The following is a 19,780-nucleotide window of genomic DNA, read 5'->3' on the forward strand; positions in this document are numbered from 1 at the left end:
GAACCGGGGAGTGTCAGTGCCAGCCCGCGAGGCGGGCGACGTCGTTGGAAAGGGCCAAGGCCATCATCAGCATCAGGATCAGCGCGCCAGCGCGCTGCAGTTGCCGTTGCCACCATTCGGAGACGGGGCGGCCACTCAAACCCTCGAAAAGATGATACATGAGGTGCCCGCCGTCGAGCATCGGCAGCGGCAGCAGGTTCAATATCGCCAGGCCGAGCGAGATCTGCGCAAGCCGCTCCAGGTAGTAGCTGGGCCCGGCCTTGGCGGCATCGCCGATCGCCTCGGCCATGGTGAGCGGCCCGCTGAGCAGCTTCAACGAGGCCTGGCCGGTCAGCATGCGCCCCAGCATCCGGACCGTGGTGACCGCCATGTCCCAGCTCTGCGTCACGCCCTGCCACAGGCCGTCGACCAACCCGTAGCTGATGCTCACGCGCTCCAGCGGCGACCCCACGCCAATGCCCAGCCGCGCCACGCGCTGGCCCGCCTCCTGCACCAGGCGCGGCGTCGTTGCCAATTCCAGCACCTGGCCGGCTCGCTCGATCCGCCATTGCATGGTGCGCGGCGTGTCGCCATCGCGCGCCAGGCGGATGGCATCGCGCAGGAAGGCAGCGTCGGGCACGGCACGGCCATCGATGGTCAGCACACGATCGCCTGCCATCAGGCCGTCCGCGGCTCCCGCGCCGCCGTCAGCCACGCGGCTGATCACCGGCTGCGAAAACGGCGTCAGGCCGATGTCCGCAATCAGCTGCGCATCCGGCGCGCGGCCCACCAGGCGCTCGGTCTCGAGGCGCACGCTGCGCGGCGAACGGCCATGGGCGTCACTGACCGACAGGTGCAGGCTTTCGCCCAGCACCTGGGCGCGCAGCATCGCCGCCTGCAGGTCGGGCAGTGACCGGACGGGCTGCCACTCTCCTTCCGTGTCGGAGGCAGCCAGCACGGTGTCACCCGCACGCAGACCAGCTCGCTCCGCCAAGGAGCCGCTGGTCGGGGTACCGAGCAAGGCCTTGGGCTGGTCGATGCCCATCCAGGCCACCACGGCGAACAGCACGATCGCCAGCAGCCAGTTGGTCAACGGCCCGGCCGCAATGATGGCGGCGCGCTGGCGCAGCGGGCGCTGATTGAAGGCCTGCTCGCGCTCGTGCGGCGCTACGGGCGCGTTGCGCTCGTCCAGCATCAGCACATACCCGCCCAGCGGGATGGCGCTGAGCGCGAACTCGGTGCCGCCGCGGCCGATACGACGCCAAAGCACCGGGCCGAAACCGATCGAGAAACGCAGCACCTTGACCCCACACGCCCGGGCCACGCGGTAGTGGCCCCATTCATGGATGGGGATCAGCACCGCCAGCGCCAGCAGGATGCCCAACGTCATCGTCACAGCAGGCTCCTGGCATGCTCTCGGGTGCGGGCGTCCAGCGCCAGCAGCGCTTCGATGCTGGCGCAATCGCCCGGCTGGATGTCGGCCAGACACTGCGAGTTGATCGCGTGGATCCGGTCAAAGCGCAGAAGGCCGTTCAGGAAGGCATCCACCGCCACTTCATTGGCCGCATTCAGCACCGTGGTGCTGCCTTCCGGCGCGCGCAGGGCCTGCCAGGACAGGTGCAAGCCGGGGAAGCGCACGGCGTCGGCCTCCTCGAAGGTGAGGTTGGGCGTCGTCAGCAAGTCCAGGCGGCTGGCACCAGACGTGATGCGCTCGGGGAAGGACAGGCCGTAGGCGATGGGCACGCGCATGTCGGGCGTGCCGAGCTGGGCCAGCACCGACTGGTCACGGCAGACCACCATCGAATGGATGATGCTCTGCGGGTGAATCAGCACTTTGATCTGTTCGGGCGTGAGGTTGAACAGCCAGCGCGCCTCGATGACCTCCAGCGCCTTGTTCATCATCGTCGCCGAGTCGACCGAGATCTTGCGGCCCATGACCCAGTTGGGATGGGCGCAGGCCTGAGCCGGCGTCACATCGGCCAACGTCTTCGGGTCGCGGCTGCGGAAGGGGCCACCGGAGGCTGTCAGCACGATGTGGTCGACGCGTTCGTGCCAGGCCGCGCGGTCCTCAGGCAGGCACTGGAAGATGGCCGAGTGCTCGCTGTCGATGGGCAGCAGCGTGGCTCCGCCCTCTTCCACCGCCTGCATGAAGAGGGCCCCGCCGACGACGATGGCCTCCTTGTTGGCCAGCAGCAGGCGCTTGCCGGCGCGCGCCGCGGCGATGGCCGGTGCCAGGCCGGCGGCGCCGACGATGGCAGCCATGACGGTATCAACTTCGGGATGGGCGGCAATGTCGGCCAGCGCCTGAGCGCCGTCCAGCACCTCGGTACGGCTGCCGGCTTCACGCAGCCGCTCGCGCAGGCGGCCAGCAGCGTCCCGCTCGGGCATGACGGCGAAACGCGGCTTCCACACCAGGCATTGGGCGAGCAACTCGTCAACTCGGCTCATCGCGCTCAACGCAACGACTTCATAGCGCTCTGGGTGGCATGAGAGGACATCCAGCGTGTTGACGCCGATGGAGCCGGTCGAGCCGAGGACGCAGACGCGTTGGCGACGGTTCATAAGCTGATCAAGGCAAGCGCCAAGGGAAACACGGGCAGCAGCGCGTCGATGCGATCCAGCACGCCGCCGTGACCGGGCAGCAGGTTGCTGCTGTCCTTTGCGCCAGTGGCGCGCTTGACGAGGGATTCGAACAGATCGCCGACGACACTCATCGCGCCGAGGAAGACCAGAGCCAGCAACGACACCCAGCCATGGCGCTGGACCAGCAGCGTGTAGAGACTGGGCGAATCCACGGCCAGTTTCACGTCGATGACATGCACCCAGATGAAGCCGAGCAGGATGACGCCGGCCAGGCCACTCCAGACGCCCTCCCAGCTCTTGCCCGGGCTGATGCTGGGCGCCAGCTTGCGCTTGCCGAAGGTGCGGCCACCGAAATAGGCGGCGATGTCGGCCATCCAGACGAGGCAGAACACCGACAGGATGAAATTGACGCCATGCACCTTGGCCTGAACGATGGCCAGCCAGGCACCCCACAGCAGCACGGCGCCCAGGGCCAGCCGCGCGCCGCGCGCGATGCGCGGCCAGCCGCTCGGGCCGGCGCGCAAGGCATAGGCGCCGCCCAGCACCCACAGGAGGCTGGCCAGCGACCAGATCCAGGCCGGCGGCGCGTTCAGGCCACCGAGCAGCAGCGTCCATACGCAGGCCAGCGCCAGCGCCACACCGCCCGCGATCGCACCGGTGCCGGGCAGGCCGTTGAGCCGCGTCCATTCCCAGCCGGCCGCGCCCATCATGACGACCGTGACCCAGGCAAAGGGCCAGGGCGAAGCCTGGAAGAGCACCGGCAGCAGGACGGCCAGCAGCACGACGGCGGTGATGACGCGGGTCTTAAGCATTACGCCTCCTTCAAGGCATTGCCGAGGCGACTGCCGTGGATCCGGCTTTGCTGGGCCACTGGCAGTGCCCCCTTGAGGGGGCCGGCGAAGCCGGTACGGGGTGGGCTCATACCACCTCTTTGACGCCGCCGAAGCGGCGATCGCGTTCGTGGAAGGCCGCAATGGCCGCGTCCAGCTCACGCTCGCCGAACTCGGGCCACAGGCAGTCCGAGAACACGAATTCGGTATACGCCGCCTGCCAGAGCAGGAAGTTGCTGATGCGCACCTCGCCACCGGTGCGGATGAAGAGGTCGGGGTCGGGTGCATAGCTCATGGCCATGAACTCCGACAGCTTGGCTTCGGTCAGCTCGTCAGGCTTCACACCCGCCTTGATCGCGGCCTTGCAGGCCTGCACGATGTCCCAGCGGCCGCCGTAATTGAAGGCGACATTGAGCGTCAGCTTGGTGTTGTGCAGGGTGCTGGTCTCGGCCTCGTTCCAGGCGTTGCGCAGCTTGTCGGACACGGCGTCACGGTCGCCGACGATGCGGATGCGCACGCCCATCGCACCCATCTTGGCCAGGTAGCGGCTCACCGCAGCCAGCACCAGGCCCATCAGGCCCGAGACCTCGTCGCTCGGACGCTTCCAGTTCTCGCTGGAGAAGGCGAAGACGGTGACGTATTCGATATCGCGGTCGATGCAGGCCTGGACGACCTTGACGAGGCTGTCCACGCCGGCCTTGTGGCCGAAGAAGCGCGGCAGGAAGCGCTTCTTGGCCCAGCGGCCATTGCCATCCATGACGATGGCCACATGGCGCGGCGGCGCCGGGCGGTCTTGCGCCATGAGCACGGCGCTCAAACCGCCAGGATCTCGGCTTCCTTGCCCGAGATCAGCTTGTCGATCTCCGAGATCACCCGGTCGGTGAGCTTTTGCACTTCATCGAGGCTGCGACGCTCGTCGTCCTCGCCGATTTCCTTGTCCTTGAGCATCTTCTTGGCATGCTCGTTGGCGTCACGGCGCAGGTTGCGAACAGCCACCTTGGCGTCCTCGCCGGCGTTGCGCACGACCTTGGTCAGGTCACGGCGGCGCTCTTCGGTCAGCGGCGGCATCGGCACGCGGATCAGGTCGCCCTGGGACGCCGGGTTCAGGCCCAGATCGCTCTCGCGGATGGCCTTCTCGATCTTGGCGCCCATGCCCTTTTCCCAGGGTTGGACGGAAATGGTGCGCGCGTCCAGCAACGTCACGTTGGCCACCTGCGAGATCGGCACCATGGCGCCGTAGTAGTCGACGCTGACCTGGTCGAGGATGCCGGGGTGGGCACGGCCAGTGCGGATCTTGTGCAGGTCGTTCTTCAGGGATTCGACCGACTTGGCCATCTTGGCCTCGGCGTTCTTCTTGATGTCGGCAATGCTCATGATCGATACCTATGAATTTGCGGGACAGACCGCCCGAGCGTCAGCAAGCAGCTCTGCCCCCAACTGACTAAGGTTTTAGACGTGCACCAACGTGCCTTCGTCCTCGCCCTGCACCACGCGACGCAGTGCGCCGGGCTTGAAGATGCTGAAAACCTTGATCGGCAGCTTCTGGTCGCGGCACAGCGCAAAGGCGGCGCCGTCCATGACCTGCAGATTGCGCGTGATGACCTCGTCGAAGCTGATGCGCGCATAGCGCGTGGCGGTCGGGTCCTTCTTCGGGTCGGCCGAGTAGACGCCGTCGACCTTGGTGGCCTTCAGCACGATCTCGGCGCCGATTTCGGCGCCACGCAGCGCCGCAGCCGTGTCGGTTGTGAAGAAGGGGTTGCCGGTACCGGCAGCGAAGACGACGATCTTGCCCTCTTCGAGGTATTGCAGCGCCTTCGGGCGCACATAGGGCTCGACGACCTGCTCAATGGCGATGGCCGACATCACGCGGGCAGTCATGCCCTCCTGGCGCATCGTGTCGGCCAGGGCCAGCGAGTTCATGACCGTGGCGAGCATGCCCATGTAGTCGGCGGTGGCGCGGTCCATGCCGACCGAGCCGCCAGCCACGCCGCGGAAGATGTTGCCGCCGCCGATGACGACGGCCACCTCGATGCCCATCTGCGTCACTTCGCGGATCTCTTGCACCATGCGAACGATGGTCGCGCGATTGATGCCATAGGCGTCGTCGCCCATCAGGGCTTCGCCGGAGAGTTTGAGCAGAATGCGCTTGTACGCGGGCATGGTGTCCTCAGGTTTGGGGGGCCTATGGTGGGCCGCAAGTTTAAAGGGCGCCAACTTGGCGCCCCTTCATTTCGTACGATTTCGCAAGCGTCTTTACTGACCCTTAGCAGCTGCCACCTGGGCAGCCACTTCGGCCGCGAAGTCGTCGACCTTCTTCTCGATGCCTTCGCCAACGACGTAGAGCGTGAAGCCCTTGACCGTGGTGTTGGCCGACTTCAGGTAGGCCGCCACGGTCTGCTTGCCGTCGGCAGCCTTCACAAAGACCTGGTCCAGCAGGCTGACTTCCTTCAGGAACTTCTGCACCGAGCCTTCGACCATCTTGGCGACGATGTCGGCCGGCTTGCCGGATTCGGCAGCCTTCTCCGTGGCAATGCGGCGCTCCTTATCGACCAGGTCGGCCGAGACTTCGGCGCTGGACAGCGCTGCCGGCTTCATGGCGGCCACGTGCATGGCAACGTCCTTGGCGGCGACGTCGTCACCCTCGAACTCGACCATCACGCCGATGCGGGTGCCGTGCAGGTAGGACGCCAGCTTGGTGCCGCTGTAGCGCCGGAAACGGCGGATCGACATGTTCTCGCCGATCTTGCCGATCAGGCCCTTGCGCACGTCTTCCACCGTCGGGCCGAAACCTTCCTGGGACAGCGGCAGCGCCGACAGCGCAGCCACATCAGCCGGGTTGGCTTCAGCAACCAGGCCGGCCAGCGCGTTCACGAAGGCCAGGAAAGCGTCGTTCTTCGAGACAAAGTCGGTCTCGCAGTTGACTTCGATCAGGGCACCATTGCCGCCGACCACGGCCGAGGCGACGATGCCTTCGGCGGTGATGCGCGAGGCAGCCTTGCCGGCCTTGTTGCCGAGCTTGACGCGCAGGATCTCTTCAGCGCGGGCCAGGTCGCCTTCGGCTTCAGTCAGCGCCTTCTTGCACTCCATCATCGGGGCGTCGGTGCGGGCACGCAGTTCGCCCACCATGCTTGCGGTGATAGCAGCCATTTCTCTTCTCCAGATTTCGGTTGGCAAAAGGGGCCTCGCGGCCCCTTTCAAATGCAGGGCGGAAGGGCTTTAAGCCTCTTCGGAGACCTCGACGAACTCGTCGCCGGCGGGAGCAACCGCAGCCAGCACTTCGTTCGTGGCGTTGGCCTTGCCTTCGAGCACGGCGTCAGCAACGGCGCGGGCGTACAGCGCCACAGCCTTGGCCGAGTCGTCGTTGCCGGGGATGACGTAGTCGATGCCGATGGGCGAGTGGTTGGTGTCCACCACGCCGATGACGGGAATGCCGAGCTTCTTGGCTTCGGCAACGGCAATCTTGTGATAGCCGACGTCGATGACGAAGATGGCATCGGGCAGTGCGGTCATGTCCTGGATGCCACCGATGTTCTTCTCGAGCTTGGCGATGTCGCGCTGGAACATCAGCGCTTCCTTCTTGATCGCGGGCTGGGTGCCGGCGTCAATCTGGGCCTGCATGTCCTTCAGGTTCTTCAGCGAGGTCTTGACCGTCTTGAAGTTGGTCATCATGCCGCCGAGCCAACGCGAGTCGACGTAGGGCATGCCGGCGCGCTGGGCTTCCAGGGCGACGACTTCACGGGCCTGGCGCTTGGTGCCGACCATCAGGATGGTGCCGCGCTTGGCAGCCAGCGAGCGGACGAACTTCATCGCGTCGTTGAACGCAGGCAGCGTCTTCTCGAGGTTGATGATGTGAATCTTGTTGCGATGGCCGTAGATATACGGGGCCATCTTGGGATTCCAGAAGCGGGTTTGGTGGCCGAAATGGACGCCGGCTTCCAGCATCTCGCGCATCGTGACAGACATGGGTCTTACTCCGAAGGTTGTGTCTAAAATCCGGCCCGAATTGCGTTGCAGCATCTGGAAACGCTTGTTTCTCAAGCGAAATCCAGGCCGCAAACTACAACACCTTTGAGTGGCCGGTTTGCGATTTGTTGCGACGGTGGCGACCGAGAAGTTCAGCCACAACACCCTCACAACCGTTCTGCCGAGTCTTGCAACGCCTAAAACAGCGCAGCACCTCCGGCAAAACCCGCAGAGTATACACAAACCCATGGCCTTTCCCAGCCGACGCCGCTTTGCAGCGGCCGCAAGCTTGCCCGTCAGGGCGTCCCTCCGGGTGTGCGCTTGACCCGCCGCGTCGCGGTGGTTGGTGCCGGCCTGGCCGGTGTGACGACGGCCTACGAACTGGCCGCCTTGGGGCTCCAGGTGCAGGTCTTCGAGCGCGGCGGCAGCGTCGCCGAGCAGGCCAGCTTCGCCAGCAACGCCCTGCTCTCGCCCTTTACACCCAACTTGGCAGACACCACGTCACCGGCACCTCTGGCCTTTCGACTTCGTCGTTGGCGCGCGGGGCGCAGCACGGGTGACGCAGCAGGCCAACTTGTTGCGCTGAGCCAGTTGGGTCTGGCCCGTGCCGTTGACCTGCGCCGCGCACTGGGCTTGGACGATGAAGCGACCGATGGCCTTCTCGTCGCGCTGACTGACGCCAAGCGCGTCGCAACCGCCCAGGCCCGACTGGAGGGTTGGAAGGCCCTGGGCCTGCAGGTCGAGCTCATCGAGGCGGGCGAGGCTCGGCTGCGCGAACCCGGCCTGAACGCTGACGCCCCGCTGGCCGCGGCGCTGGCCTTCGCCCGCGGCGGTGCCGGCAATCCGCGCCTCTTCGCCCAGCAACTGCGCCTGCAAGCCCAGCGCCTGGGCGCAGGGTTTCGCTTCCACACCACCGTGCGCGCCATCGCCATCGCCGCCGACGGCACCGGCCTGATGCTGCGCCACGAGTACACACCGCCGCTGGAGGCGCCGATCCGCGGCACCGAGCGCGACGCCGGAGACACCCTGCCGCAGCTGCCCGGCGCTCAGGACGAACGCTTCGACGCTGTGGTGTTGTGCAACGGCCTGGACGCCGCCACGTTGTCGGGCCAACGCCTGCCCCTGGCGGCGCAGCACGAAGCCTCGGTCACGGCACCGCTGCGGCTGCTCGAAGCCCATCCCGACCTGGGCCCCAAGGCTGGCTGGATCGACCCGACGCTGGGCCTGGCCATTGCCCGCACCGGCCAGCGCGTACGCGTGACCGGCGGCCTCACCGTCGCCGGCGCCCGAACCCGAGTGACCCCGGACTTCGAAGCCCTGCACCGCGGCCTGCAACACTGGTTCCCTGGCTCGGTGCTGCACAGCCAAGTGCAGCAGAGCCAGAGCCGCCGCGCGCTGCCGGCCGATGGCCTGCCCGTGCTTGGCAGCGGCGGTCGCGCGGGCTTGTGGCTCAACATCTCGCCAGGCGGACTGGGCTGGGGCCTGGCCTGTGGCAGCGCCCAGATCCTGGCCCAGCAGATCGCCGGGCTAGCACCCGCGCTGGACATCGCCGCACTCGGGCCGCAACGACTGCTCTAAGCTCATGGGCATGCATCCGGTGCTGCCCACAACCTCCACGCTGCCGCTGTTCGATGTCGCAGCGAGCCGACGCATCGAGGCGCGCGCGCTCGCCCACTCGCCCGACCTGATGGAACGCGCAGGACTGGCCGTCGCCAAGCTCGCCCTGGCGCTGCGCCGGGGCGCCGGCCCAGTATGGGTGGTCTGCGGCCCCGGCAACAACGGCGGCGACGGCCACGTCGCCGCGCGACGGTTGGCCGAGGTCGGTGTCCCAACCCACGTGAGCCACGACGCGCCGCAGTACCCTTCCCTCGTCATCGACGCGCTGCTTGGCCTGGGCCTGAATCGCGCGCCCTCACCCGAGCTGCTGGCACCCATCGTCGCAATGGGCAATTGCGGCGCGCCCGTCCTCGCCGTTGATTTGCCCAGCGGCCTGCTCGCCGACACCGGCCAACTCGCAGGCGAACACGCCGTGCGCGCCGATCACACACTGACACTGCTGACGCTCAAGCCCGGCCTCTTCACCGGCGAGGGACGCGCGCACGCAGGACGGATCTGGTTCGACGAGTTGGGCATTGCACCCGACGAGCCGCCCACGGCCAACCTGCTCGGCCTGGGCGCTGCCCTGCATCGCAGCCCGACCAGCCACAAGGGCAGCCACGGCCAGGTGCTGGTCGTGGGCGGAGCACCGGGTATGCAGGGCGCCGCCCGGCTGGCCGCCCGCGCGGCCCTGGCGTGTGGCGCGGGACGGGTCTATCTGGACCTGCTGGGGCTCGGCCCCGCCGAGGTCGCTGACTCCGGCTGGCTCGAGTTGATGCGCGGCCGGCTCACGGAGCTGCCCCAGGCAGTGGGCGTCATCGGCTGTGGCGCTGGCGACGCCATCACACCCCATTTGCCCTCACTGCTGCAAACGCTGCCGCGCCTCGTCATCGATGCCGACGCGCTGAACGCCATCGCCGCCGACACAACTCTGCAGTCCCTCGTGCGCACAAGGCCAGCAGGCTCCACGCTGCTGACGCCGCATCCGCTCGAAGCCGCCCGCCTGCTGAATCGCGGCACAACCGCCATTCAGGCCGACCGCCTCGTCGCTGCGCAGGAACTGGCCTTGCAATTGGGCTGCACCGTCGTCCTCAAGGGCTCGGGCAGCGTGATCACCTCACCGGCCGAACGGCCGGCGCTCTGCGCCAGCGGCGGCCCGGCCCTGGCTACAGCCGGCAGCGGCGATGTGCTGGCCGGCTGGCTGGGCGGGCTGTGGGCTCAGCAACCATCCGCCACGGCTCACGCCATCGCCTGCACCGGCGTGGACGCGCACGGCCGCGCGGGCGAGTACGGCGGCGTGCTGCGCGCCGGCGAGCTCATCGAGCGCCTGGCGGCGCTGCGCTGACGCTCAGCGGCGTTTGCGCGGCGCGGCCTTGGCAGCCGTTTTCTTGGCGGCGCGCTTGGCGGCCTGCTGTGCGGCCTTGACCGGATGCAGGGACGCGACGACTTCCTTGCGGCTCTTCTTCACGTCGCGATCCTGCTGGCGCACATCGTCCAGCGTCTCGACGGCCGTCTTGGGCGCGCGCTTGCGGGCTGGTGTCTTGCCCGGGGCTTTGCCCGTGGGTTTGGATGCCCCGCCGCGCCCGGATGAGCGCGCGTCTTCGGCGTCGCGCACCAGGCGGAAGTCGATGCGCCGGCCGTCCAGGTCAACACGGCTGACCTGCACCTGCACGCGGGCGCCGGTCGCGTAGCGAATGCCAGTGCGCTCGCCACGCAGTTCCTGGCGCACCTCGTCGAAGCGGTAGTACTCGCCGCCCAACTCGGTGATGTGCACCAAGCCCTCGACGTAGAGCGCATCCAGTTGCACGAAGAGGCCGAAGGACGTGACCGCACTGACGGTGCCGGCGAACTCCTCGCCGAGACGGTCGCGCATGTAGCGGCACTTCAGCCAAGCCTCGACATCGCGGCTGGCCTCGTCGGCACGACGCTCGTTGGCGCTGCAATGCGCGCCCACGACCTCCCAGCGCTCGGCCTCGTTGCGGGCGTCTGCCGGGTTGGGCGGCGCTGGCCGGCCGGGGCGCTTGGGCGCCTGCGGCACGTTCATCTTGCTGGCGTCCAGCGTGTAGCGCTTGCTCGCCAGCAGGCATTTGATGACGCGGTGGACCAGCAGGTCGGGATAGCGCCGGATCGGGCTGGTGAAGTGGGTGTAGGCCGGGTAGGCCAGGCCGAAATGGCCGGAATTGGTGCCGGTGTAGATGGCCTGCTGCATGGAGCGCAGCAGCATGGTGTGGATCTGCTGCGCGTCGGGCCTGTCTTTGGTCGCCTGGGCGATCGCCTGGAATTCACGCGGCGTCGGGTCGTCGGACACACCCATGCCAATGCCCAGCGAGCGCAGATAGTTCTGCAGCGTCGTACGCTTCTCGGGCGTCGGACCTTCGTGCACGCGGTAGAGCGAGTGGTGCTTGGACGACTGGATGAAATCGGCCGAGCAGGTGTTCGCGGCCAGCATCGCCTCCTCGATCAGCCGGTGCGCGTCGTTGCGCGTGCGCGGGATGATCTTCTCGATACGGCCGTTGTCGTCGCAGACGATCTGCGTCTCGGTGGTCTCGAAGTCGATGGCGCCACGGCGGCCACGCTCCGCCAGCAGCGCGCGGTACACCTCATGCAAGTGCAGCAGATGCGGCACCAGTTCGCGGCGCTTGGCGGCCTCGGGGCCATGGGTGTTGGCCAGGACGGCCGCGACCTCGGTGTAGGTGAAACGCGCGTGTGAGCAGATCACGGCCGGATAGAACTGGTAGGCGCTGACCGTGCCATCGGTGGACACGAGCATGTCGCAGACCATGCTGAGCCGGTCTTCATACGGGTTCAGCGAGCACAGCCCGTTGGACAGCTTCTCGGGCAGCATCGGGATGACACGGCGTGGGAAGTAGACCGACGTCGCCCGTTCGTAGGCATCGGCGTCCAGCGGCTCGCCGGGCTTCACGTAGTGCGACACGTCGGCAATGGCCACCAGCAGGCGCCAGCCCTCGACGGCCTTCTTGCCACGCCCCTGCTTGAAGGGTTCGCAGTAGACGGCGTCGTCGAAGTCGCGCGCATCCTCGCCATCGATGGTGACCAGCGGCACGTCGCGCAGGTCGATGCGGTGCTTGAGATCGGCGGCGCGCAGCTTCTCAGGCAGCTTGGCGCTCTGCGTCAACGTTTCGGGGCTGAAGCGATGCGGCACGTCGTACTTGCGCACCGCGATCTCGATCTCCATGCCGGGATCGTCGATCTCGCCGAGCACTTCGACGACACGACCGACAGGTTGCGAGTACAGCGACGGCGGCTCAGTCAACTCGACAGCAACAACCTGCCCTGCGGTCGCGTTGGCGATGCCGTTCTTGGGGATCAGGATGTCCTGGCCCATGCGCCGGTCCTCGGGCGCAACCAGCCAGATACCGGACTCGAGCAACAGGCGGCCGATCAGCGGCCGCTTCTTGCGCTCGAGGATCTCGAGCACCTTGCCCTCCGGACGACCGCGCTTGTCGAAGCGCACGACGCGCACGCGCAGCCGGTCGCCGTGCATGACGGCATGCGTTTCCTGCGACGACAGATAGACGTCGGCGGCACCGTCGTCGGGGATCAGGAAACCATGGCCATCGCGATGACCCTGCAACGTGCCTTCGACTTCGCCGAGCAGGCCGGCACCTTCGCCCTTAGTCGACGGGTTTGAGTTCTTCAAGTTTTTAATGATATGATCCTTGCTTTCCTGAAACGGCCCAGGCACTTCGTTTGAAGTCTTGAGCAACTAGCCCAGGTGGCGGAATTGGTAGACGCACTAGTTTCAGGTACTAGCGGGTAACTCCGTGGAGGTTCGAGTCCTCTCCTGGGCACCAAAACAAAAGACAAAAGGCCAGCACGCAAGTGCTGGCCTTTTGTCTTTTGGCGCCCAGGAGAGGACTCGAAGGGCACGTCACCGAGGACCGAGGGCAAGCCCCGCGGCTTGCCCGACGCCTCGATGAAGGCTTCGCGCTTGCAAGCGCGAAGCCGCCTGCCGGGGTCGCCGGAGGTGACCGAGTCCCCGCCGATGCGCCCTCGATGGGCGCTTCGGCGAGTGGTGGCACAAACCGAGTTCTGTCGTGCCACGCCCTCGTTCCCCTCAAACAGCGAACTTCTTCGCCAGCAGCTCCGGCCCCATGCCGTCGTACTCCTCGAACGGCTGATGGATCCACGGCGAGGTTTCCAGCATCTCGCAGTAGTAGTCCGGCATGTAGGCAGAAACCTTTTTGGTCCAGATGACCGCCGAGCGCAACTCGGTGATGGACGGCATGCCGCGCAGGCGCTCCACCACGGCCTTCAGCGTGACGCCCGAATCGGCCAGGTCATCCACCAGCAGCACGCGGCCGGCCAGTTCGCCCTTGGGCATGGTGATGTACTTGGCCATGTCCAGGCGACCCTGGATGGTGCCGGCCTCGGCGCGGTAGGAGCTGGTCGACATGATGCCCAGGGGCTTGTCGAAGACGCGCGACAGCACGTCGCCCGGGCGCATGCCACCGCGGGCCAGGCAGAGGATCTGGTCGAACTGCCAGCCCGAAGCGTGCACCTTGAGGGCCAGGCGCTCGGTCAGCAGGTGGTACTCGTCCCAGGACACGTAGAGGTGTTTGCCGTCGTCGGTCAGCATGATGGCGGGGTCTCCGTCGAATAGGTTTGAAGTGTCGGGCGAATTTCAGGACGAATAGGGGTGGCGCAGCACGATGGTGTGCTCGCGGTCGGGGCCGGTCGAGACCATGTCGATGGGCGCGCCGATGACTTCTTCCACGCGCTTCAGATAGCTGCGCGCATTGGCCGGCAACTTGTCCCAGGCAGTGACGCCGAAGGTCGTCTCGGGCCAGCCCGGAAAGGTCTCGAACACGGGCTCGCAGGCCTCGATCTCGTCGGCGTCCAGCGGCAGGATGTCGAGCAGCTTGCCATCGAGCTGGTAGCCCACGCACATCTTGATCTCGGTCAGGCCGTCCAGCACGTCCAGCTTGGTCAGGCACAGGCCGGTGATGCCATTGATGATGATGGAGCGCTTCAGCGCAGCGGCGTCCAGCCAGCCGCAGCGGCGCGCGCGGCCGGTCACGGTGCCGCGCTCCTGGCCGACGGTGGACAGGTGGTAGCCCACGGTCCCGGGCGTTTCCCAGTCCAGCTCGGTCGGGAAGGGCCCGGAGCCCACGCGCGTCGTGTAGGCCTTGGTGATGCCCAACATGTAGTGCAGCATCTGCGGGCCGACGCCAGCGCCGGCGGCGGCATTGCCGGCCACGCAATTGCTGGACGTCACGTAGGGATAGGTGCCGTGGTCGATGTCCAGCAGCGTGCCCTGGGCGCCTTCGAACAGGATGTTGGCGCCAGCCTTGCTCGCTTTGTGGATCATGTAGCCGACGTCGGCCAGCATGGGCTTGATGGCTTCGGCCATCTTCATCGCCTGCTCGAAGATGGGCTCGAAGGCCAGCGGCTCGCCCTTCAGATAGCCCGACAGCGCGAAGTTGTGCAGGTCCAGCAGCTCGCGCAGCTTCTTGGCGAAGCGCTCGGGGTGCTTCAGGTCCTGGGCACGCAGCGCGCGGCGGGCGACCTTGTCCTCGTAGGCCGGGCCGATGCCCTTGCCGGTGGTGCCGATCTTGCCGCTGCCGCTGGTCTCGCGCAGCTGTTCGCGCGCCTTGTCCACGGCGACGTGGAAGGGCAGGATCAGCGGGCAGGACTCGCTGATGAACAGGCGCGAACGCACCTCGACGCCGGCCGCTTCCAGGCGCTCGATCTCCGTCAGCAGATGGGTGGGGTCCACCACGACGCCATTGCCGATGTAGCAGGCCACGCCGTCGCGCATGATGCCGCTGGGGATCAACTGCAGCGCGGTCTTCACGCCCCTGATGACCAGCGTGTGGCCTGCGTTGTGGCCGCCCTGGAAGCGCACCACGCCCTGGGCGTGATCCGTCATCCAGTCCACGACCTTGCCCTTGCCCTCGTCACCCCATTGGGTGCCGACGACGACCACATTGCGTCCACGCGCGGTTTGGCTCTGCATCTTGTTTGCCTGCTAGCTTTGGATTGGGAAGGGCCGCCGGCGCTCAAAGCGCGCGGACGATCCAGTCAGTGTGCTCGCGAACCAGTTCGCGGTCACAGTCGAATTCATCGGCCTCGTGCTCATGGCCCGGCAGCACGCAGACCACGGTCTCGCCCTGCTCACGCAAGGCCCGTACAGCCTGGCGCAGTGAAGCATCCTCGCCCCACGGTGCGCGCACGGCGGCGCGCAAAGGCGTGGCCGGCACCAGGGCCACCAGCGTCTTCAGGTCCAGACTGAAGCCGACGGCCGGGCGGCGGCGGCCGAAGGCGGCGCCGACCTCGTCATAGCGCCCGCCGCGCAGCACGGCGTCGGAGCAGCCCGAGGCATAGGCGGCGAAGCGGATGCCGGTGTAGTAGGCATAGCCCTGCAGGTCGGCCAGGTCAAAGCCCAGGCTGACCTCGGGATGAACAGCAGCCAGATGGCCGGCCAGCCAGTCCAGGTCGGCCAGGGCCGCCTTGACGAGCGGGTGATCCGGCAGGCGCCGCGCTGCCTCTGCCAGCACTTCCCGGCCACCGAACAGACTGGGCAAGGCCAGCAAAGCATCGCGTGTGACGGCCGGCATGCCCGTGCTCAGCGCGGCCAGTGCGGAGAGGTCCTTGGCGGCCAGCGCCGCCGTCAGCGCTTCCAGCGTCTCGGGAGCCAGCTTGATGCCTTCCAGCACGCCTTGCAGCAGGCGTGCATCGCCAAGGTCCAGCATCACGTCGCTCAAGCCGGCTCGGCGCAGCGCGTCCAAGGCCAATTCATGCACCTCGAGGTCGGCTTCCAGGCCGGCATGACCATAGATCTCGACACCGAACTGCAAGGGCTCGCGGCTGGTGTTGAGGCCATCCGGCCGCGTGTGCGCGATGGGCCCGCAGTAGCACAGGCGGGTCACGCCCTGGCGGTTCAGCAGGTGGGCGTCGATGCGGGCGACCTGGGGCGTCGTATCGGCACGCAGGCCAAGCGACCGGCCCGAGAGCTGGTCAACCAGCTTGAAGAGCTTGATTTCGGAGCCACTGCCCGTGCCGGAAAGCAGCGAGTCGAGATGCTCCAGCAGCGGCGGAATGACGAGCTCGCAGCCGTAGCTGCGGGCCATGTCGAGCAGTTCTCTACGCAGCTCTTCGATGTGGCGCGCCTGCGAAGGCAGGACATCGGCGATGTGCTCGGGCAGCAGCCAAGCAGAGGACATGGGCGAAGGCAGGCGGTTAAAAACGGCATTCTACCGGTGCCTCCCGGGCCCAGCCTTCAGATCAGCGCAACCAGAGCAGTCCGAACACACCCATCAGGATGCTGGCCAGGCCGATGAAACGAATCTGCCCATCGCTCATCGCCAGGATGCGGCTGAAGACCTCGCGCCAGCGCGCCGGGCTGAGCAGGGGCATCAGCCCCTCGATGACCATCACCAGCGCGAGCGCGGTGAGGAGTTCGTTCACTTGCGCGCCGGTGCGGCGGCGGCCGCGGCGCCGGAGCCCCGCATGGCCTTGAAGAAGTCGCTGGATGGATCGACCACCATCACGTCGCTCTTCCTGCTGAAGCTGGCGCGGTAAGCCTCCAGCGAGCGGTAGAACTGGGCGAACTGGGGATCACGGCCAAAGGCTTCGGCGTACAGGGCAGAGGCCTTGGCGTCGCCCTCGCCTTTGATGAGCTGGGCATCACGGAAGGCCTCGGCAACGATGATTTCGCGCTGGCGATCAGCATCGGCCTTGATCTGCTCGCCCTCGGCGGAGCCGGTGGACCTGGCCTCGGCGGCCACGCGCTTGCGTTCCGAATCCATGCGGCGGTAGACCGACTCGGTGATGCTGGCCGCGAAGTCCACACGCTTGATGCGCACGTCAACGACCTCGATGCCGAACTGCTTGGCCTCGTCGGCCAGGCGTTTGCGCACGTCCTGCATGATCTTCTCGCGCTCGGTGGCCAGCACGGCGATGACGGTGCGCTTGGTCACTTCATCGTTGAAGGCCGCCTGCACGACAGGCACCAGGCGGTTCTCGACGTTGCGCATGTCGGCTCCGCTGTTGCGGATGAACTGGCGTGGCTCGGCGACGCGCCACTTGATGAGCCAGTCGATGACCAGGCTCTTCTTTTCAGCTGTGAAGACGGGCCGCGACTCGGTGCTGTCAAGCGTCTGCACGCGGCGGTCCAGCAGCACGACGTTTTGCAGCGGCGGCGGCAGCTTGAACTTCAGGCCCGGCTCGGTAACGACTTCCTTGATCTCGCCGAGCGCATAGATGACGGCGAACTGGCGCTGGTCGACGATGAAGAGCATCGACGACAGCAGCATCAGGACGACGATGGCGCCGGCGACGATGGCGGCAATACGGTTCATTCGGATGGTCCTCGATCAGCGGCCGTCGCGGCTGCGCTGGTTGTCACGGCTGCGCAGGTCGTTGGCACTGGGCAGCGTCTGCGGCTCGGGCACGGTGGTCGGCTGCGGTGCCGACACGGTCACGGTGCCGCTGCTGCCTTGCTGCAGCAGCTTGTCCAGCGGCAGGTAGAGCAGGTTGGAGCCGCTCTTGCTGTCCACCATCACCTTGCTGACGTTGGTGTAGACCTGCTGCATCGCGTCGATGTAGAGGCGGTCGCGCGTGACCTGGGGCGCCTTCTGGTACTCGGTCAGCACGCTCTTGAAGCGCGCCGCATCGCCCTCGGCCGTTGCGATGACACGGGCCTTGTAGCCCTCGGCCTGCTCGCGCAACCGGGCGGCATCGCCTCGCGCACTCGGGATCTTGTCGTTCGCGTACGCCTGGGCCTCGTTCTTCAACTGCTCGCGGTTGGCGTTGGCCTTCTGCACGTCGTCAAACGCCGCCTGAACCTGCTCGGGCGGCTGCACGCTCTGGACATTGACATTGACGACCTGAATGCCGGCCTTCAGGCGATCCAGCTGGACCTGGATGGACTTGACCAGGTCAGCGGCGATAGCGTCGCGCTGCTCATAGAGCACCGAATCCATCGTGCTCTTGCCGACGATCTCGCGCACCGCCGACTCTGCGGCCAGCAGCACGGCCTGCTCGGGGTCACGGTTCTCGAACAGGAAGTCGCGCAGGTCACGGATGGTGAACTGCACCGTGAAGCGGATATCGACGATGTTCTCGTCCTGCGTCAGCATCGACGAGTCGCGCAGGCCGGTGGCGGCGACGACCGAACTGCGCCCAACCTCGACCTGGCGCAGCTGCGAGACCGGCTGGATCTCATGCGCCTGGAAGGGATAGGGCAGGCGCCACTGGAAACCAGCTTCGACCGTCTTGCTGTACTTGCCGAAGGAAGTGATGACGCCCTGTTGGCCTTCCTGCACGATGAAGAAGCCGCTGGCCAGCCAGCCCAAAACGACAACGCCGGCGATGAGGCTCAGGCCAATACCGGCGCCCTTCATGTCGGGCGAGCCACCGGAGCCGCTGGGGCCGGATGGCCCGCTGGACTTGCCACCGAACATGCCCGAGAGCTTGCGATTGAATTCGCGCCAGAGCTCATCGAGATCGGGCGGGCCGTCGTTGCGGCCGTTGTTCAGCAACCGGCTCGCGGCACGGGCGACCGGCGTCATCAGACGCTGGGCCCAGGTGCTGCGGGGCGTGGTGTGAGGAGTGCTGCTCATGCCTGGGAGGGGTCTGAGGAAGAAGTTTCGGGATCCGACGAATCAGTGTCGAAACGTGGGTCCCGTTCGTCGGGAATCAAGGGCTGGACCTGCATGGCGGTCGCAATCAGCTGGCGCAACTCGGCAAGGCCGCTGCCATCCAGGGCGCTGACGAAGACTCGCGGCGTCGGCTCGGTACTGCCATTGGCGCGCAGCACGGCGTCGACGATCTCGCGCGGGCGCTGATCGCCGGGCAGCAGATCCTGCTTGTTGTAAACCAGGATCTGCGGCACGTCGGCCGCACCAATCTCGGCCAGCACGCGCTCGACCTCCGCCATCTGTTCCTCCAGCACCGGGCTGGCGGCATCAACGACATGCAGCAGCAGGTCGGCGTCGGCCGCCTCCTGCAGCGTGGCGCGAAAGGCCTCGACGAGCTTGTGCGGCAGGTCGCGGATGAAGCCCACGGTGTCAGACAGCGAGACGCTGGCCGCGGCCTGCTCCAGGTAGAGGGAGCGCGTCGTCGTGTCCAGCGTCGCGAACAGCTGGTTGGCCGCATAGGCGCGCGCCTTGGTCAGCGCGTTGAACAGCGTGCTCTTGCCGGCGTTCGTGTAGCCGACCAGCGAAACCTTGAAGACGCCATTGCGCGAGCGCGCCTTGCGCTGCGTGCCGCGCTGGCGCTGCACCTGCTTCAGGCGTTCCTTGGTCTTCTTGATACGCTCGTCGATCATGCGGCGGTCCAGCTCGATCTGAGCCTCGCCGGGGCCGCCGCGCATGCCGATGCCACCACTCTGGCGCTCCAGGTGGCTCCAGCGCCGCACCAGGCGCGTGGCCAGGTATTGCAGGCGCGCGAGTTCGACCTGCAGCTTGCCCTCGTGGCTTTGCGCACGGGCGGCAAAGATCTCGAGAATCAGCGCGGTGCGGTCGGCAACGGGCACGCCGAGCACGCGCTCCAGGTTGCGCTGCTGGGCCGGCGAAATGGCCTGATCGAACAGCACCGTGTGGGCCTGGTGGGCCAGCACGAGCAGCTTGATCTCGTCGGCCTTGCCGGAGCCGACGAACAGGGCGGCGTCAGGCGCCGGGCGGCGGGCGATGACCTTGGCGACGGGCGTGTCACCGGCGGATTCCGCCAGCAGGGCCAGTTCATCCAGGCTCTCGTCAAAACCCTGGGCGTTGCGGTGACGACCGAAATCGACACCCACAAGAATGGCGCGCGCCGCCTCGGAGGGCGGCGTCGCGTCGTGGGCAGAGGTCGAGGACAAGGGG

General features: G+C 66.9%; 18 protein-coding genes and 1 tRNA gene. 3 read left to right on the forward strand and 16 right to left on the reverse strand.

Translation table 11 applies throughout. The annotated features are described in order from the left end of the window. Window positions 1–13: 13 nt before the first annotated feature. The 8 genes from rseP to rpsB all read right to left on the reverse strand — a co-directional run bounded on the left by rseP (window position 14) and on the right by rpsB (window position 7,355). Window positions 14–1,369, reverse strand: coding sequence for an RIP metalloprotease RseP (gene rseP, locus ASC91_RS15175; protein WP_157281757.1), 1,356 nt, complete (start codon window positions 1,367–1,369; stop codon window positions 14–16). Window positions 1,370–1,371: 2 nt separating this feature from the next. Beyond that, a complete protein-coding gene (ispC, locus tag ASC91_RS15180; RefSeq protein WP_056198134.1) occupies window positions 1,372–2,541 on the reverse strand; it encodes a 1-deoxy-D-xylulose-5-phosphate reductoisomerase in 1,170 nt (389 codons plus the stop codon). After that, complete coding sequence (locus ASC91_RS15185) at window positions 2,538–3,374, reverse strand: phosphatidate cytidylyltransferase (RefSeq protein ID WP_056198136.1); 837 nt, start codon at window positions 3,372–3,374, stop codon at window positions 2,538–2,540. Before ASC91_RS15185 ends, ispC begins: the two co-directional genes overlap by 4 nt. Before the next feature lie 106 nt (window positions 3,375–3,480). Then, the gene (uppS, locus tag ASC91_RS15190; RefSeq protein WP_056198138.1) at window positions 3,481–4,194 is read right to left on the reverse strand and encodes a polyprenyl diphosphate synthase; all 714 of its coding nucleotides are present in this window, start codon (window positions 4,192–4,194) and stop codon (window positions 3,481–3,483) included. A gap of 11 nt (window positions 4,195–4,205) precedes the next feature. Then, window positions 4,206–4,766 carry a ribosome recycling factor gene (gene frr / locus ASC91_RS15195; protein WP_056198140.1) on the reverse strand — a complete coding sequence of 187 codons (561 nt, stop codon included), beginning with the start codon at window positions 4,764–4,766 and terminating at the stop codon, window positions 4,206–4,208. Between the two features lie 75 nt (window positions 4,767–4,841). Next, window positions 4,842–5,552 (reverse strand): UMP kinase, encoded by a 711-nt coding sequence (pyrH, locus tag ASC91_RS15200; RefSeq protein WP_056198141.1) that lies wholly within the window; start codon window positions 5,550–5,552, stop codon window positions 4,842–4,844. Window positions 5,553–5,645: 93 nt separating this feature from the next. Continuing rightward, the gene (gene tsf, locus ASC91_RS15205; protein WP_056198143.1) at window positions 5,646–6,539 is read right to left on the reverse strand and encodes a translation elongation factor Ts; all 894 of its coding nucleotides are present in this window, start codon (window positions 6,537–6,539) and stop codon (window positions 5,646–5,648) included. Window positions 6,540–6,608: 69 nt separating this feature from the next. Then, window positions 6,609–7,355 carry a 30S ribosomal protein S2 gene (rpsB, locus tag ASC91_RS15210; RefSeq protein WP_056198145.1) on the reverse strand — a complete coding sequence of 249 codons (747 nt, stop codon included), beginning with the start codon at window positions 7,353–7,355 and terminating at the stop codon, window positions 6,609–6,611. A 321-nt stretch (window positions 7,356–7,676) separates the two neighbouring features. Between rpsB and ASC91_RS15215 the strand changes: the two genes are divergently transcribed. Together ASC91_RS15215 and ASC91_RS15220 are read left to right on the forward strand one after the other, a co-directional pair. Continuing rightward, entirely contained in the window at window positions 7,677–8,933 is a 1,257-nt protein-coding gene (locus tag ASC91_RS15215; RefSeq protein WP_056198147.1) for an FAD-binding oxidoreductase, read from the forward strand. Between the two features lie 4 nt (window positions 8,934–8,937). Then, window positions 8,938–10,296, forward strand: a complete 1,359-nt coding sequence (locus tag ASC91_RS15220) for an NAD(P)H-hydrate dehydratase (protein ID WP_235531994.1) — start codon at window positions 8,938–8,940, stop codon at window positions 10,294–10,296. 3 nt (window positions 10,297–10,299) lie between these two features. Here the strand turns inward: ASC91_RS15220 and rnr are convergent, their stop codons facing one another. After that, a complete protein-coding gene (gene rnr / locus ASC91_RS15225) occupies window positions 10,300–12,612 on the reverse strand; it encodes a ribonuclease R (protein WP_056198149.1) in 2,313 nt (770 codons plus the stop codon). Between the two features lie 69 nt (window positions 12,613–12,681). Between rnr and ASC91_RS15230 the strand changes: the two genes are divergently transcribed. Then, window positions 12,682–12,766: transfer RNA gene (locus ASC91_RS15230), tRNA-Leu, on the forward strand. A gap of 263 nt (window positions 12,767–13,029) precedes the next feature. Here the strand turns inward: ASC91_RS15230 and ASC91_RS15235 are convergent. From ASC91_RS15235 to hflX, 7 genes are all read right to left on the reverse strand, one after another. Beyond that, complete coding sequence (locus tag ASC91_RS15235) at window positions 13,030–13,551, reverse strand: phosphoribosyltransferase (RefSeq protein WP_056198151.1); 522 nt, start codon at window positions 13,549–13,551, stop codon at window positions 13,030–13,032. Window positions 13,552–13,596: 45 nt separating this feature from the next. Beyond that, entirely contained in the window at window positions 13,597–14,931 is a 1,335-nt protein-coding gene (locus tag ASC91_RS15240) for an adenylosuccinate synthase (RefSeq protein ID WP_056198153.1), read from the reverse strand. 43 nt (window positions 14,932–14,974) lie between these two features. Beyond that, the gene (locus ASC91_RS15245; protein WP_056198155.1) at window positions 14,975–16,138 is read right to left on the reverse strand and encodes an ATP phosphoribosyltransferase regulatory subunit; all 1,164 of its coding nucleotides are present in this window, start codon (window positions 16,136–16,138) and stop codon (window positions 14,975–14,977) included. A 61-nt stretch (window positions 16,139–16,199) separates the two neighbouring features. Beyond that, on the reverse strand, window positions 16,200–16,382 hold the full coding sequence (locus ASC91_RS15250) for a DUF2065 domain-containing protein (RefSeq protein ID WP_056198157.1): 183 nt from the start codon (window positions 16,380–16,382) through the stop codon (window positions 16,200–16,202). Beyond that, on the reverse strand, window positions 16,379–17,275 hold the full coding sequence (hflC, locus tag ASC91_RS15255; RefSeq protein ID WP_056198161.1) for a protease modulator HflC: 897 nt from the start codon (window positions 17,273–17,275) through the stop codon (window positions 16,379–16,381). The genes ASC91_RS15250 and hflC overlap by 4 nt, the downstream gene beginning before the upstream one ends. Before the next feature lie 15 nt (window positions 17,276–17,290). Next, window positions 17,291–18,538: an FtsH protease activity modulator HflK gene (hflK, locus tag ASC91_RS15260; RefSeq protein ID WP_157281646.1), complete on the reverse strand. Its 1,248-nt coding sequence runs from the start codon at window positions 18,536–18,538 to the stop codon at window positions 17,291–17,293. Further along, window positions 18,535–19,776: a GTPase HflX gene (gene hflX, locus ASC91_RS15265; protein ID WP_235531995.1), complete on the reverse strand. Its 1,242-nt coding sequence runs from the start codon at window positions 19,774–19,776 to the stop codon at window positions 18,535–18,537. The genes hflK and hflX overlap by 4 nt, the downstream gene beginning before the upstream one ends. Window positions 19,777–19,780: the final 4 nt, after the last annotated feature.

This window comes from Pelomonas sp. Root1237 (assembly GCF_001425055.1).
Taxonomy (GTDB): domain Bacteria; phylum Pseudomonadota; class Gammaproteobacteria; order Burkholderiales; family Burkholderiaceae_C; genus Pelomonas.

Excerpts from the sequence above, each read along its gene's own strand:
- hflK (WP_157281646.1), bottom strand. The coding sequence starts at position 18,538 with ATGAGCAGCACTCCTCACACCACGCCCCGCAGCACCTGGGCCCAGCGT.
- uppS (WP_056198138.1), bottom strand. The coding sequence starts at position 4,194 with ATGGCGCAAGACCGCCCGGCGCCGCCGCGCCATGTGGCCATCGTCATG.
- rseP (WP_157281757.1), bottom strand. The coding sequence starts at position 1,369 with ATGACGTTGGGCATCCTGCTGGCGCTGGCGGTGCTGATCCCCATCCAT.
- ispC (WP_056198134.1), bottom strand. The coding sequence starts at position 2,541 with ATGAACCGTCGCCAACGCGTCTGCGTCCTCGGCTCGACCGGCTCCATC.
- ASC91_RS15220 (WP_235531994.1), top strand. The coding sequence starts at position 8,938 with ATGGGCATGCATCCGGTGCTGCCCACAACCTCCACGCTGCCGCTGTTC.
- ASC91_RS15185 (WP_056198136.1), bottom strand. The coding sequence starts at position 3,374 with ATGCTTAAGACCCGCGTCATCACCGCCGTCGTGCTGCTGGCCGTCCTG.
- hflC (WP_056198161.1), bottom strand. The coding sequence starts at position 17,275 with ATGAACCGTATTGCCGCCATCGTCGCCGGCGCCATCGTCGTCCTGATG.
- rpsB (WP_056198145.1), bottom strand. The coding sequence starts at position 7,355 with ATGTCTGTCACGATGCGCGAGATGCTGGAAGCCGGCGTCCATTTCGGC.
- frr (WP_056198140.1), bottom strand. The coding sequence starts at position 4,766 with ATGAGCATTGCCGACATCAAGAAGAACGCCGAGGCCAAGATGGCCAAG.
- ASC91_RS15235 (WP_056198151.1), bottom strand. The coding sequence starts at position 13,551 with ATGCTGACCGACGACGGCAAACACCTCTACGTGTCCTGGGACGAGTAC.
- ASC91_RS15240 (WP_056198153.1), bottom strand. The coding sequence starts at position 14,931 with ATGCAGAGCCAAACCGCGCGTGGACGCAATGTGGTCGTCGTCGGCACC.
- pyrH (WP_056198141.1), bottom strand. The coding sequence starts at position 5,552 with ATGCCCGCGTACAAGCGCATTCTGCTCAAACTCTCCGGCGAAGCCCTG.
- tsf (WP_056198143.1), bottom strand. The coding sequence starts at position 6,539 with ATGGCTGCTATCACCGCAAGCATGGTGGGCGAACTGCGTGCCCGCACC.
- ASC91_RS15245 (WP_056198155.1), bottom strand. The coding sequence starts at position 16,138 with ATGTCCTCTGCTTGGCTGCTGCCCGAGCACATCGCCGATGTCCTGCCT.